Annotated in this window: 14 protein-coding genes and 1 riboswitch; of the genes, 5 read left to right on the forward strand and 9 right to left on the reverse strand. The window is 77.2% G+C overall.

Annotated elements, in window-relative coordinates:
- Positions 1-28 precede the first annotated feature (28 nt).
- The 9 genes from cobA to HL189_RS04425 form a co-directional block, all read right to left on the reverse strand.
- Positions 29-1,267 carry a uroporphyrinogen-III C-methyltransferase gene (cobA, locus tag HL189_RS04385; protein ID WP_369132482.1) on the reverse strand — a complete coding sequence of 413 codons (1,239 nt, stop codon included), beginning with the start codon at positions 1,265-1,267 and terminating at the stop codon, positions 29-31.
- The gene (gene cobC, locus HL189_RS04390; RefSeq protein WP_369132483.1) at positions 1,267-2,655 is read right to left on the reverse strand and encodes an Rv2231c family pyridoxal phosphate-dependent protein CobC; all 1,389 of its coding nucleotides are present in this window, start codon (positions 2,653-2,655) and stop codon (positions 1,267-1,269) included. The genes cobA and cobC overlap by 1 nt, the downstream gene beginning before the upstream one ends.
- Positions 2,652-3,497, reverse strand: coding sequence for an energy-coupling factor ABC transporter ATP-binding protein (locus tag HL189_RS04395; RefSeq protein WP_369132484.1), 846 nt, complete (start codon positions 3,495-3,497; stop codon positions 2,652-2,654). Before HL189_RS04395 ends, cobC begins: the two co-directional genes overlap by 4 nt.
- Positions 3,494-4,231, reverse strand: coding sequence for a cobalt ECF transporter T component CbiQ (gene cbiQ / locus HL189_RS04400; RefSeq protein WP_369132485.1), 738 nt, complete (start codon positions 4,229-4,231; stop codon positions 3,494-3,496). The genes HL189_RS04395 and cbiQ overlap by 4 nt, the downstream gene beginning before the upstream one ends.
- Complete coding sequence (locus HL189_RS04405) at positions 4,228-4,524, reverse strand: energy-coupling factor ABC transporter substrate-binding protein (protein ID WP_369132486.1); 297 nt, start codon at positions 4,522-4,524, stop codon at positions 4,228-4,230. Before HL189_RS04405 ends, cbiQ begins: the two co-directional genes overlap by 4 nt.
- The gene (locus HL189_RS04410) at positions 4,521-5,240 is read right to left on the reverse strand and encodes an energy-coupling factor ABC transporter permease (protein WP_369132487.1); all 720 of its coding nucleotides are present in this window, start codon (positions 5,238-5,240) and stop codon (positions 4,521-4,523) included. Before HL189_RS04410 ends, HL189_RS04405 begins: the two co-directional genes overlap by 4 nt.
- A complete protein-coding gene (locus HL189_RS04415; RefSeq protein WP_369132488.1) occupies positions 5,227-6,603 on the reverse strand; it encodes a cobyrinate a,c-diamide synthase in 1,377 nt (458 codons plus the stop codon). The genes HL189_RS04410 and HL189_RS04415 overlap by 14 nt, the downstream gene beginning before the upstream one ends.
- A 79-nt stretch (positions 6,604-6,682) precedes the next feature.
- Positions 6,683-7,297: a cob(I)yrinic acid a,c-diamide adenosyltransferase gene (gene cobO, locus HL189_RS04420; RefSeq protein ID WP_369132489.1), complete on the reverse strand. Its 615-nt coding sequence runs from the start codon at positions 7,295-7,297 to the stop codon at positions 6,683-6,685.
- The gene (locus HL189_RS04425) at positions 7,297-9,327 is read right to left on the reverse strand and encodes a putative cobaltochelatase (protein ID WP_369132490.1); all 2,031 of its coding nucleotides are present in this window, start codon (positions 9,325-9,327) and stop codon (positions 7,297-7,299) included. Before HL189_RS04425 ends, cobO begins: the two co-directional genes overlap by 1 nt.
- A 38-nt stretch (positions 9,328-9,365) precedes the next feature.
- Positions 9,366-9,492, reverse strand: a riboswitch (cobalamin riboswitch).
- Between the two features lie 67 nt (positions 9,493-9,559).
- On the opposite strand from HL189_RS04425, the gene HL189_RS04430 reads away from it, so the two are divergent.
- From HL189_RS04430 to HL189_RS04450, 5 genes are read left to right on the forward strand one after another with little or no spacing between them, the layout of a single operon-like run.
- Entirely contained in the window at positions 9,560-10,009 is a 450-nt protein-coding gene (locus HL189_RS04430) for a hypothetical protein (RefSeq protein WP_369132491.1), read from the forward strand.
- A complete protein-coding gene (locus tag HL189_RS04435) occupies positions 10,006-10,299 on the forward strand; it encodes a transcriptional regulator (RefSeq protein WP_369132492.1) in 294 nt (97 codons plus the stop codon). Before HL189_RS04430 ends, HL189_RS04435 begins: the two co-directional genes overlap by 4 nt.
- 34 nt (positions 10,300-10,333) lie before the next feature.
- Entirely contained in the window at positions 10,334-11,392 is a 1,059-nt protein-coding gene (locus HL189_RS04440; RefSeq protein WP_369132493.1) for an AbrB family transcriptional regulator, read from the forward strand.
- A 22-nt stretch (positions 11,393-11,414) separates the two neighbouring features.
- Positions 11,415-12,461 (forward strand): Atu2307/SP_0267 family LLM class monooxygenase, encoded by a 1,047-nt coding sequence (locus HL189_RS04445; RefSeq protein WP_369132494.1) that lies wholly within the window; start codon positions 11,415-11,417, stop codon positions 12,459-12,461.
- 31 nt (positions 12,462-12,492) lie between these two features.
- The gene (locus tag HL189_RS04450) at positions 12,493-12,777 is read left to right on the forward strand and encodes a hypothetical protein (RefSeq protein WP_369132495.1); all 285 of its coding nucleotides are present in this window, start codon (positions 12,493-12,495) and stop codon (positions 12,775-12,777) included.
- The last annotated feature ends 51 nt before the right edge of the window (positions 12,778-12,828 follow it).

Raw genomic sequence — 12,828 nt, forward strand, 5'->3', positions numbered from 1 at the left:
GGCCGGGGGAGCCGGAGTCATCGGTGGGTCAGCGCGCGGCGCCCAGGGAGACGACGTCCCCGACCACCCAGACCGCCGGCGGGCGGACGCCCTCGTCGGCGATCGTCCGGGGCAGCTCGGCGAGCGTGGTGCGCAGCGTGCGCTGGGTGGGCATCGCCCCGTCGGTGACCACGGCGACCGGCGTCCGCGGGTCCCGGCCGTGCTCGACCAGGGACGCGGCGATCGCGGCGGCGGTGTCGACCCCCATGAGCACCACGACGGTCCCGCGCAGCCGGCCGAGCGCCGCCCAGTCCACCAGCGACTGCGGGTGCCCCGGTGGCACGTGCCCGGACACGACGACGAACTCGTGGGTCATCCCGCGGTGGGTGACCGGGATGCCGGCCAGCCCGGGGACGCCGATCGCGCTGGTCACGCCGGGCACCACCTCGACCGGGACGCCGGCGGCCGCGCAGGCCTCGACCTCCTCCCAGCCGCGGCCGAAGACGAACGGGTCACCGCCCTTGAGCCGCACCACCCGGCGCCCGGCCTGCGCGTGCGCGACCAGCAGCTCGTTGATCTGCTCCTGCGCCATCGACCGGCCGCGCGGCAGCTTGGAGGCGTCGATGACCTCCACCCCGGCCGGGAGCGAGGCCAGCAGCGCCTGCGGGGCGAGGTGGTCGGCGACGACGACGTCGGCGGTGGCGACCGCCTGCCGGCCGCGGACGGTGACCAGCCCGGGGTCGCCCGGGCCGCCGCCGACGAGCACGACGCTGCCCGGCGCGTCGGCCGGGGCGCGGGAGGTCCGGTCGGCGATCGAGCCGTCGGTCAGCCCGGCGAGCACCGCGTCCCGGACGCCGACCGCCCGCTGCGGGTCGCCACCGCCGTGCACGCCCACCACGAGGTCGCCCTGGCGGCCGACGGCGGGGGTCCACACGCTGGAGGCGGCGCGGTCGTCGGCGCGCGCGCAGAACACCCGGGACCGCTCGGCCTCGGCGGCGACCGAGGCGTTGACCGCCGGGTCGTCGGTGGCGGCGACGGCGTACCAGGCGCCGGCCAGGTCCCCGTCGGCGTATCGGCGGGCGTGCCAGGTGACCGCGCGCGGGCCGACCAGCGCCTCCAGGGCCGGGGTCACCTGGGGGCTGACCACGGTGATGTCGGCGCCGGCCTCGAGCAGGCCGGCGACCCGCCGGTGGGCGACCTGGCCGCCGCCCACGACGACGACCCGGCGCCCGGAGAGCCGCAGGCCGACCGGGTAGACGGCTGCCGAGCGGGGGTCGGGCGGGGTCATCAGCTCTTTCCTGGTGCACCGGCCGGCGCGGTGCCGGACCGGTCAAGGATCGCAGCCAGGTCCGCGGCGAACGCACGGGAGGTCGCCGGGTCCCGGACGGCGACGCGCAGGTGGTCCGCGGTCAGGCCGGGGAAGGTGTCGCCGCGGCGCACCGCCCAGCCCGCCGCGCGCAGCCGCTCCCGGACCTGCGCCCCGCCGGGGACCCGGAGCAGCACGAACGACGACCGGGGCTCGCCGACCACCGCCACCTGTGCCGGCAGGGCGTCGAGCAGCGCGGCCCGGTGCCCGGCCAGCTCCCGGGCCCAGGTCTCCGCCTCGGCCCGCGCGGCGGGGGAGGTGCAGGCGGCCAGCGCGGCCAGGGCGGGGGTGGACACCGGCCAGTGCGGCTGCCGGGCGGCGAGCCGGGCGACCAGGTCGGCCGGGCCGAGGGCGTAGCCGACCCGCAGCCCGGCCAGCCCCCAGGTCTTGGTGAGGCTGCGCACCACGAGCAGGCCCGGGAGGTCCCGCCGTCCGGCCAGCGACTCCGGCTCGCCCGGCACGGTGTCGGCGAACGCCTCGTCGACCAGCAGCACCCGGCCCGGGCGGGCGAGGGCGGCGACGTCCGCCGCGGGGTGCAGCACCGAGGTGGGGTTGGTCGGGTTGCCGAGCACGACCAGGTCGGCGTCGTCCGGCACGCTGCGCAGCCGGTACCCGGGCGGAGCCAGCGGCAGCCGCTCCACCGGGTGGCCGGCGGCGCGCAGCGCGGCCTCCGGCTCGGTGAACGACGGGTGGACGACGACCGCGCGGCGCGGGGTGAGCGCCCGGGCGACGAGGGTGAACGTCTCCGCGGCGCCGGCGGTGAGCAGCACCTCGTCGGTCGGGCGCCCGTGCGCCGCGGCGACCGCGGCCCGGGCGGAGCGGTCGTCGGGGTAGGCGGCGCTGTCGTCCAGCGCCCGGTGCAGCACCGCGCGGAGCCAGTCCGGCGGTGCGCCGGCGCGGACGTTCACCGCGAGGTCGGTGAGGCCGGGCGCTACCTCGGCGTCCCCGTGGTGCCGGAGGTCGACGTGCCGGGCCAGGGCCACGGTGACCCGGCCGACGGCCGTCTTGCCCACGAGGAGCTCCCCGCCGCCGAGCAGGGCCGCCGCCTCGGCCACCGAGGGCGTGCCCACCGCGGCGGCGACCAGGCCCGAGGGGGTGGGGACGGCGACCGCGGCCAGCGTCGCCGCGGGGTGCCCGGTCAGCTGCCAGCCGCGCTGCCGGGCGGCCGCCCGCAGCCCCGCCTCGGCGGCCCGCGCGTCGAGGGTGGCCAGGGTGACGCCGTCCGCCCCGGCCGGCAGGACGGCGTCGACCGCGGCCAGCACCTCGTCGGCGGCCACCCCGCGGCAGGCGCCGACGCCCACCGTGATCACGCCCGGACCTCGCGTGAGTCGGGCAGCGCGGCCAGCAGGGCGTCGGCGTCACGGGGGAGCGCGCCGCCGGGCAGCAGGCCCAGCTCGCGCAGCCGCGCGCCGACGGTCAGCGCCCAGGGCCGGTCCAGCCGGGCGCCGGCGAGGAGCGCGTCGTCCCCGAGGACGACGTCCGGCGCGCCCTGCACCACCCGCCCGCCGACGACGACGGCGACCTCGTCGGCCCAGCGCAGGGCCAGGTCGACGTCGTGGGTGCTCATGACCACCGTGGAGTCGGCCTCCTGCAGCCGGGCGAGCGCGGCCAGCGCCTCGCCGACCGCGGTCGGGTCGAGCCCGGCGGTGGGCTCGTCGAGCAGCAGCACGCAGGGGCGCATCGCGACCGCGCCGGCGATCGCCACCCGCTTGCGCTCGCCGTAGGACAGCTGGTGGGTGGGGCGGCCGGCCAGCGGCGCGACGCCGAGCAGGTCGAGGGCCTCGGCGACCCGGGCCCGCACCTCGTCGTCGGGCAGGCCGAGGTTCACCGGGCCGAACGAGACGTCCTGGGCCACCGAGGCGCTGAACAGCTGGTCGTCGGGGTCCTGCAGGACCAGCTGCACCTCCTGCCGGTGCGCCCGCAGGCCGGCCCGGGTGTGCCGCAGCTCCCCGCCGTCCAGGGTCACCCGCCCGCGCGCCGGCCGCAGCGCCCCGGACAGGCAGCGCAGCAGCGTGGTCTTGCCCGAGCCGTTCGCGCCGAGCACCGCCAGCCGCCGTCCGGCCGGGACGGTGAGGGACGCGCCGTCCAGCACGGGCGCGCCGCGGTCGTAGCCGACCACCAGGCCCTCGGCGGCGAGCGTGAGGTGGCTCATCCCGCCGTCACCCCGACCGTGACGAGCACGGCCAGGCCCGCGACCGTCGCGGCGACGAACCGGCGGGACGACGGCCGTGCCTCCGGCAGCACCCGCAGCCCGACGTCCATGCCGCGGCCGGCCAGCCCGTCCTGCAGCCGCCGGGCGCGGTCCCAGGAGCGGGTGAGCACGGCGGCGGTCAGCGCCCCGGCCGACCGGTAGGAGCCGCGGACGGAGGCGTAGCCCATCCGGGCGGCCTGCGCCTCCCGGATGGTGGTCAGGCTGGTGAGCAGCACGAACAGCAGCCGGTAGGTCACCGAGGCGACCTCCACCACGGCCGCCGGCACCCGCAGCCGCTGCAGGGCCGGGAGCAGGTCGGACAGCGGGGTGGTGGTGGCCAGCAGCAGCACCGCCGCGCTGCCGGCCAGCGCGTGGCCGACCAGGCCGCCGGCGCGGGCCGCGGCGTCCGGGGCCCAGCCGATCCCGTCCCCGCCCACCTCGACCACCGCGGTCGCCGCGCCGACCAGGATGAACGCGAGCGGCAGACGGACGGCGCGGCCGAAGGTGCGCGCGGGGACCCGGGCCGGGCCCAGCGCCAGCAGCACCGCGGTCAGCCCGACCAGCACGCTGCCCGGCCAGGCGGGCAGCACCAGGGCGCAGACGACCAGCCCGAGGCTCAGCAGCAGCTTGTCGGCCGGCGACCGGACCCGCCACGCGCTGGCCCACGCGGCGTCGTCGATCGCCAGGCCGGTCACGGCTGGTCCGGGGCTTGCTGCCTGGCCACGTGGCGCCCGCGCAGGCGGCCCAGCACGTAGCCGAGCACGCCGCCGCCCACGGCCGCCTGCAGCGCGAACAGGCCCGACTCGATCTCGCTGGAGCCCGGTGAGAACACCGACTCGAACCACGGCCGGTACCCGGAGTCCTCGATCAGCTCGGTCGCCCGGCTGTCGGTGCCGGCGTACTCGCTCTCCCCGCCGAGCAGCAGCGGGACGGCGAAGAGCGCGACGACGAGGAGGACGAGCAGCGCGGTGACCAGGTGCCGCCTCATCGCCGCCCCTCCCGCTCCCCGACCGGACTTCGGGGCGGTGATGGCCCCTCGGGGCGAGGGGGCAGCACGCCGAGCCGCTCGAGCTCCGGGCGGGCGCTGGTGGTGAGCACCCGGAACAGCAGGACGCCGAGCAGCCCCTCGCCGATCGCCAACGGCACCTGGGTGACCGCGAAGACCCCGAGGAACTTCCCCGCCGCCCCGGCGAACCCGCTCTCCGCATCGGGGAACGCCAGCGCCAGCTGCAGCGCCGTGGTGACGTACGTGGCCAGGTCCGCCACGGCCATGCCGGCGAACACCCCGCCCAGCAGCCCGCTCCCGAGCCGGCGGGTCAGCCGGTACGCGGCGTAGCCGGTCCAGGGGCCCACCACCGCCATGGAGAAGGCGTTCGCGCCCAGCGTGGTCAGCCCGCCGTGGGCCAGCAGCAGCGCCTGGAACAGCAGCACGACGGTGCCCAGCAGCGCCATCACCGGTGGCCGGAACAGGATCGCGCCGGCCCCCGTGCCCGTGGGGTGGCTGGAGCTGCCGGTGACCGAGGGCAGCTTGATCGCGCTGAGCACGAAGGTGAAGGCCCCGGCGGCGCCCAGCAGGAGGGTCGACTCCGGGTGCTCGCGGACCTCCTTCACCACCGCGCGGGCGCCGTGGACCACGAACGGGGCGGCGGCGACGGTCCAGCCGATGGCGTGCGCCGGCGGCAGGAACCCCTCAGCGATGTGCACCGGCGGCCACCTCCGCCCGGACAGCGGCGGCCACGAAGCGGGACGCCATCGCCGGCGACCCGGCCCAGTGCAGGTGCAGGTACGACGCGTGGACGTTCGGTGTCACGAAACCCTCCGGTCCGTCGGCGCTCCACTGCCAGGCCGGGGTGGCCCCGGCGGCGGGGGAGGCGGTGGTGCGGTGGAACTCGTGCCCGCGGACCCGGGTGCCGGCGGGGGCGAGGACGCTGTCCGACAGCGCGACGGCGGCCCGGTAGCCCAGGGTGAGCCGCGGGTGCATCGCCGTCGTCGTGGGCAGGACGCCGCACATCGGCTCGCCGTCCAGCTCCCGGGACAGGTACAGCAGGCCGGCGCACTCGGCGGCGACCGGGCCGCCGGCGCCGGCCAGCCGGGCGATCGCCGACCGCAGTCCGACGTTGGCGGCCAGCGCGCCGACGTGCACCTCGGGGAAGCCACCGCCGACCACCAGGGCGGTGGTGCCGGCCGGCAGGGCGTCGTCCCGCAGCGGGTCGACGGTGCGGACGTCGGCGCCCGCCGCGGCCAGCAGCTCGGTGGTCTCCGGGTAGCCGAAGGTGAACGCGGGACCACCGGCGACGGCGACCACCGGCCGGCCCTCGACCTGGGTCACCTCGGCCACCGGGTCCCAGGGCTCGCCGCCGAGGTCGGGCGCCGTGCGGGCCAGCCGGAGGACGGCGTCCAGGTCGATCGAGGACCCGACCACCGCGCCCAGCGCCCGCACCGTCCGCACCGCCTCGGCGGAGCGTTCCGCGGCGGGCACCAGGCCCAGGTGCCGGGACGGCGTGTGCAGCTCCTCGATCCGCCGCACCGCGCCGAGCACCGGGACGCCGGCCGCGCCGAGCGCCTCGCGCAGGATCGTCTCGTGCCGGTCGGTGCCGACCCGGTTGAGCACCACCCCGCCGATCCGCACCGACGGGTCGAAGGTGGCGAAGCCGTGCACCAGCGCGGCCACGCTGCGGGCCTGCGCCGCCGCGTCGACCACGAGCACCACGGGGGCCTGCAGGTGCGCGGCGAGCTGGGCGGTGGAGCCGTACCCCGGCTCGACGCTGGGGTGCGCGGCCCCGTCGAAGAGGCCCATCACGCCCTCGACGACGGCGACGTCGGCGCCGCGGGCCCCGTGCAGGAACAGCGGGGTGATCCGGTCGTCGCCGACCAGCCACGGGTCGAGGTTGCGCCCGGGCCGGCCGGCGGCGAGCGCGTGGTAGCCGGGGTCGATGTAGTCGGGGCCGACCTTGTGCGGGCTCACCCGCAGGCCGCGGGCGGTGAGGGCGGCGATCAGGCCGGTGGCGATCGAGGTCTTGCCGGCACCGGAGGACGGCGCGGCGAGCACGATCCGCGGGATCCTCATCGCCCGGCCCCGGATCCGGCCACGATCGCGACTTCGCCACCTCGAGTGGCCATGTCGGCCAACATGGCCGGGAAAGGGGTCACCACTCGATCCCCCGCTGGCCCTTCTGCCCGGCGTCCATCGGGTGCTTGACCTTGGTCATCTCCACGACCAGGTCCGCGGCCTCGACGAGCGCGGGGTGGGCGTCGCGCCCGGTGATCACCACGTGCTGGCTGCCCGGCCGGTCGACCAGCGTCCGCACCACGTCGTCCGCGTCCACCCAGCCCCACGTCAGGGGGTAGGTGAACTCGTCGAGCACGTAGAAGCGGTGCGCCTCGGCGGCGAGGTCGCGCTTGATCTGCGCCCAGCCCTCGGCGGCGTCGGCGGCGTGGTCGACCTCGGTGCCCTGCCGGCGCGACCAGCTCCAGCCCGAGCCCATCTTGTGCCAGACCACCGGGCCGCCCTCGCCGGTCTCGGCGTGCAGCCGGCCCAGCGCGGTCAGCGCGTTCTCCTCGCCGACCTTCCACTTGGCGCTCTTGACGAACTGGTAGACCGCCACCGACCAGCCCTGGTTCCACGCCCGCAGCGCCATGCCGAACGCGGCGGTCGACTTGCCCTTCATCTCGCCGGTGTGCACGACGAGCAGCGGGCGGTTGCGGCGCTGCCTCGTGGTCAGCCCGTCGTCGGGGACCGTGGTGACCTGGCCCTGCGGCATCAGGCGGCCCCCCGCATCGAGCGCACCGTGCCGGCGAGCGACTCTGCGCCGAGCTCCTCCAGCCGCAGGGTCTGCCCGCGCAGCGCCGTCCCGAGGGTGGCGGCCAGGCCCAGGCGCACTGGTCCGGACTCGCAGTCGACCACCACGCTGGCCACGTCCGCGGCGGCCAGCAGCCCCGCCGCCCGGCGGGCGTCCCCGAGGTGGTCGCCGCCGCGGGCGCCGGTGGCCCGGCCGTCGGTGACGACGACGAGCAGCGGACGGCGCCGCGGGTCCCGCACCCGCTCCAGGGTCAGCGTCTGGTGCGCCTTGAGCAGCCCGGCCGCGAGCGGGGTCCGCCCGCCGGTGGGCAGGCCGGTGAGCCGGGCCGCGGCTGCCTCGACCGACCAGGTCGGTGGCAGGGCGAGCTCGGCGTCGCCGCCGCGGAAGGTGACCAGGCCGACCTTGTCCCGGCGCTGGTAGGCGTCCAGCAGCAGGGAGAGGACGGCGCCCTTCACCGCGGCCATCCGCGAGCGGGCCCCCATCGACCCGCTGGCGTCGACCACGAACAGCACGAGGTTGCCCTCGCGGCCCTCGAGCGTGGCCTGCCGCAGGTCCGCCCGGTCCACGTGCAGGCCGGGGCCGGTGCGGCCGCGGGCCCGCTGGTGCGGCGCCGCGGCGACCACCGTGTCCACCAGGTGCAGCCGGGTCACCGGCCCCGCCGGACGGCGGGAACCGACCACCCGGCCGCGGTCGCTGCGGGCCCGGGACCGCCGCCCGGCCGCGCCGGCGCCGATGCCGGGCACCTCCAGCCGGCGGGTGCGGAACGGGTCGGACGGCGCGACGGCCGCCTTCTCCCGCGCGGGGGCGGCGTCGGTGTGCGGCCCTCCCTCGCCCCGCGGCGCCGTCGTCGGCGGCCGCCCGTCGGGGCCATGTTGGCCAACATGGCCGTCCTCCGGGGGGCCCTCCTCGGTGGGGCCGCTCGGCGGGGGAGTGCCACCGCCGTCCGGGCCGCCGTCGGGTGGGGGCTCGTCGTCGGGGGAGTCGGGGCGGGAGTCGGCCAGCGCCTGGTCCAGCGTCTCCTCGTCCAGGCCCGGGGCGTCGAAGGGGTTGCGCCGGCGGCGGTGGGGGAGGGCGAGCCGGGCGGCGACCCGGACGTCGTCCTCGGTGACCTCCTCGCGGCCGGACCACGCGGCGTGCGCGATCGCGGCGCGGGCGGTGACCAGGTCGGCCCGCAGGCCGTCGACGTCGAAGGCGGCGCAGACGGTGGTCACCTGGCGCAGCGCGGCGTCCGAGAGGACGACCCGGGGCAGCCGGGCCCGGGCGTCGGCGATCCGCGCGGCGAGCGCGGCCTCCTCCGCGGCCCAGGTGGCGGCGAACCCGGCCGGGTCGGCGTCGTGGGCGAACCGGCGGCGCACCACCTCGGCGCGCTCGGCGGCCTCCCGCGGGGCGGCCACCTCGACGGTGAGCCCGAAGCGGTCCAGCAGCTGCGGCCGGAGCTCACCCTCCTCGGGGTTCATCGTCCCGACCAGCAGGAACCGGGCCGCGTGCCGCACCGACACGCCCTCGCGCTCGACGTAGGCGCGTCCCATCGCGGCGGCGTCCAGCAGGAGGTCGACCAGGTGGTCGTGCAGCAGGTTGACCTCGTCGACGTAGAGCAGGCCGCGGTGCGCGGCGGCGAGCAGGCCCGGCTCGAAGGCCTTCACGCCCTCGGTGAGGGCCCGCTCCAGGTCCAGCGCGCCGACGACCCGGTCCTCGGACGCGCCCACCGGCAGCTCGACCAGCCGGGCCGGGCGGGTGGTCGCCGGGGACGCCGGATCGTGCGGGCCGTCCGGGCACTCGGGGTCGGGGGCGGCCGGGTCGCAGGCGAACCGGCAGCCGGTCACGACGTCCACGGAGGGCAGGACGGCGGCCAGCGCGCGCACCGCCGTCGACTTCGCCGTCCCCTTCTCGCCGCGCACGAGCACGCCGCCGACGGCGGGGGAGACCGCGTTCAGGAGCAGGGCCAGGCGCATGTCGTCCATGCCGACGACGGCGCCGAAGGGGTAGGTCACGCGACCACAGGTCCTCTCCCCGGGTGTCCGCGCCCGGAGGTGGCAGGAGGCGACGGCGGGAGTTCCTGGCTCGCCGGGGTCACCGGCTCACAGTGGCGGGACCGCGCCGGAGTCGCACCGGGCTTCCTCCACTGCCGTCGCAGTTCGTCGCACATCAGACCACGACACCCCGGCGAGGGACAGGGGCGGTGTCTCTTGACGGATTGGAAAGTCATGCGCCACACTTTCCGGCATGGAAAGCAACGGGATCGATCGGGACGACGCGGCCGCCCAGCTGGCCGCCCTGCAGGCCGACCGGGTGGCGCTGGCCGAGCGCGTCGTGCAGCCGTGGTGGTACGACGTCGCGCTGGGGCTGCTGCTCTTCGGGTTCGTGGCGTCCTACGCCTTCGACTCGCTCTGGGTGACCTTCCCGGCGATGGTCGTCTTCTTCGCCGGGCTCGGTGCCCTGGTCGCGGCCTACAAGCGGATCACCGGGGTCTGGGTCACCGCCGGCGCCCGGGTCCTGGTCCCGTGGGCCGCCCTGGTCCTGCTCGTCCTCGTGCCGGCGTTCGTGCTGGCGGAGGGCCACGGCCACCACTGGGTGATGGTGCCCGCCGGGGCGGTCCTCGGCCTCGCGGTCATGGTGATGGGACGGGTGTGGGGCCGGGCCTACGCCGACCACCTGCGCGGCGGCGCGTTGTGACCGCCGTGGCGCCGCACTTCGACGCGGTCATCCACCCGCCGCCCCGGCTGCAGATCTGCGGGCTCCTCGCGGCGGTCGAGACGATGGAGTTCGCCGCCGTCCGGGACGCCGTCGGGGTGAGCGACTCGGTGCTCTCCAAGCACGTCAAGCAGCTCGAGGAGGCCGGCTACGTGCAGCTGCGCAAGGCGACCATCGCCTCCCGGCAGCGCACCAGCCTGGCGCTCACCAAGGCGGGGCGGACGGCGTTCGACGCGCACGTCGCCGAGCTCCGCCGGATCGTCGGCGCGTGACCAGGGGCCCCCTCCCGCCGGGTAGGGGGCCTCTGTGACGGACGGACGGCGGCGGGCCGCGCTCGACTGGGCCGTCGTCCTCGTCGTGGGCGCCGCGGCAGCGACCGGGTTCGGGCTGCTGGGGATCCCCTCGCCCGCGCTCTTCGGCGGGCTGGTCGCCGGCCTCGGCCGGGCGCTGCTCGGCCGCACCACCCTCGTCCTGGCCCGTCCGGCGGGGACGGTCGCCCAGGCGGTCGTCGGCGTCAGCATCGGCGCCCTGGTGCAGACCGACACCCTGCGCCGGATCGCCGAGAACTGGCCAACGGTCCTGGGGGCGACCGTGGCCACCCTGCTGGTCAGCCTGGCCGCCGGGCAGCTGATGCGGTTGCAGCGGGGGATCGACCCGGTGACCGGTGCGTTCGCCATGATCGCCGGCGGTGCCTCGGGGATCACCGCGATGGCCCGCGACCTCGGCGCCGACGAGCAGGTGGTCGCGGTCCTCCAGTACCTGCGGGTCCTGCTCATCGTGGTCGCCATGCCGGTGGTGGCGACGACGGTCTACGGCGCCACGGCGGGCGGGGGGACGGCGCCTGCGGAGACGGGCCCGGGATGGCCGGCCGGGCTGCTGTTCACCGTCGTCTGCGTCGTCGCCGGGATGCTGGTCGGGCGGGTGGCCCGGATCCCGGTCGGCGCGCTGCTCGGCCCGCTCGTCGTGGCCGCCGTCCTGGACCTGACCGGGGCGTCCCGGGGCGCGGACGTGCCGGCGCTCGTCGAGCAGGGCGGCTTCCTGGCGATCGGGCTGCAGGTGGGGCTCGGCTTCACCCGGGCCGGCCTGCGGCTGGTCGGCCGGGCCCTGCCGCTGGCCACGCTGCTCATCGTCGGCGCGGTGGTCGCCTGCGCCGGGCTCGGGGTGCTGCTGTCCCGCGCGGCCGGCGTCAGCCTCCTCGACGGGTACCTCGCCACGACCCCGGGCGGGCTGTACGCGGTGCTGGCCACCGCGACCGACAGCGGCGCCGACGCGACCTTCGTGCTCGCCGTCCAGGTGTTGCGGCTGTTCGTCATGCTCTTGTCCGCACCGCTGCTGGCCCGGCTCCTACGACCGCGCGCGACCTGACCACGCCCCCGGAGGCACCTGCATGGAACTCGGCGTCTACACCTTCGGCGACGTCGTGCGCGACCCGCGCACCGGCACCACCGTCAGCCCGCGGCAGCGGCTGGCCGACCTGCTCGAGGAGGTGGAGCTCGCCGAGCAGGTGGGTCTGGACGTCTTCGGCGTCGGCGAGCACCACCGGCAGGACTACGCGGTGTCCGCACCCGCGGTGGTGCTCGCCGCGGCGGCGGCCCGCACCGAGCGGATCCGGCTCACCAGCGCGGTCACGGTGCTGTCGTCGGAGGACCCGGTCCGGGTGTTCCAGCAGTACGCCACCATCGACCTGATCTCCGGCGGCCGGGCCGAGGTGATGGCGGGCCGCGGCTCCTTCATCGAGTCCTTCCCGTTGTTCGGGTACGACCTCGACGACTACGACGAGCTGTTCGCCGAGAAGCTGGAGCTGCTGCTCGAGCTCCGCGAACGGACCCGGGTCACCTGGTCGGGCCGGCACCGCGCGGCGCTCGTCGACCAGCCGGTCCTCCCGCGCCCGGACCAGGACCCGCTGCCGCTGTGGGTCGCCGTCGGCGGCAACCCGCAGTCGGTGGTGCGGGCCGGCGCGCTGGGCCTGCCGCTGGCGCTGGCGATCATCGGCGGCGAGCCGGCCCGGTTCGCGCCGCTGGCCGAGCTGCACCGGCGGGCCGCCGCGCAGTACGGGCACGGACCGTTGCCCGTGTCGGTCAACTCGATGGGCTTCGTCGCCGACACCTCGCAGGCCGCCGACGACGTCTTCTACCCGACCTATGCCGAGGTGATGGACGCCCTCGGGCGGGAGCGCGGCTGGGGGCCGATGAGCCGGGACCAGTTCGCCGGGCTGACCGGGCTGCACGGCGCGCTCGTGGTCGGCAGCCCGCAGCAGGTCGTGGAGAAGCTGCTGTTCCAGCACGAGGTGTTCGGTCACCAGCGCTTCCTGATGCAGACCTCGATGGGCGCCGTGCCGCACGCCGAGGCGATGCGGTCCATCGAGCTGCTGGGCACGGAGGTCGCGCCGGTGGTCCGGGCGGAGGTCGCCGGGCGGACGGCGGCGACGGCCTGACCGGGCACCGGTCACGCCTACCCTGGACCGGGTGTGCCAGTCGAGCCGAGGAGGAGCACTGACCGAGGACGCCGCCGCCGGCACGAGCGACGAGGACGCCGTGCTGCTCTTCGTCGGTGGCCCCCTCGACGGCCGGGTGCAGATCCGCGAGGCCCGGCACGGGGAGCCGCTGCCGACGATCACGCACGTCCACCTGCACGGCGGGCCCAAGGTGGTGCACCGGTACGACCTGCAGTCGCTGGCGGGACGGGCCGGCGTCTACCACCTGCGCCCGACGGTGCACAGCCCGCAGCAGAGCGGCACCGCGGCGGAGTGAGGGAGGACCCCGTCCTCGCCGCCCTCCGCAGGCTCAGGGCGGTGCCCTGGA

The organism is Modestobacter sp. I12A-02662 (genome assembly GCF_041028325.1).
GTDB lineage: Bacteria > Actinomycetota > Actinomycetes > Mycobacteriales > Geodermatophilaceae > Modestobacter.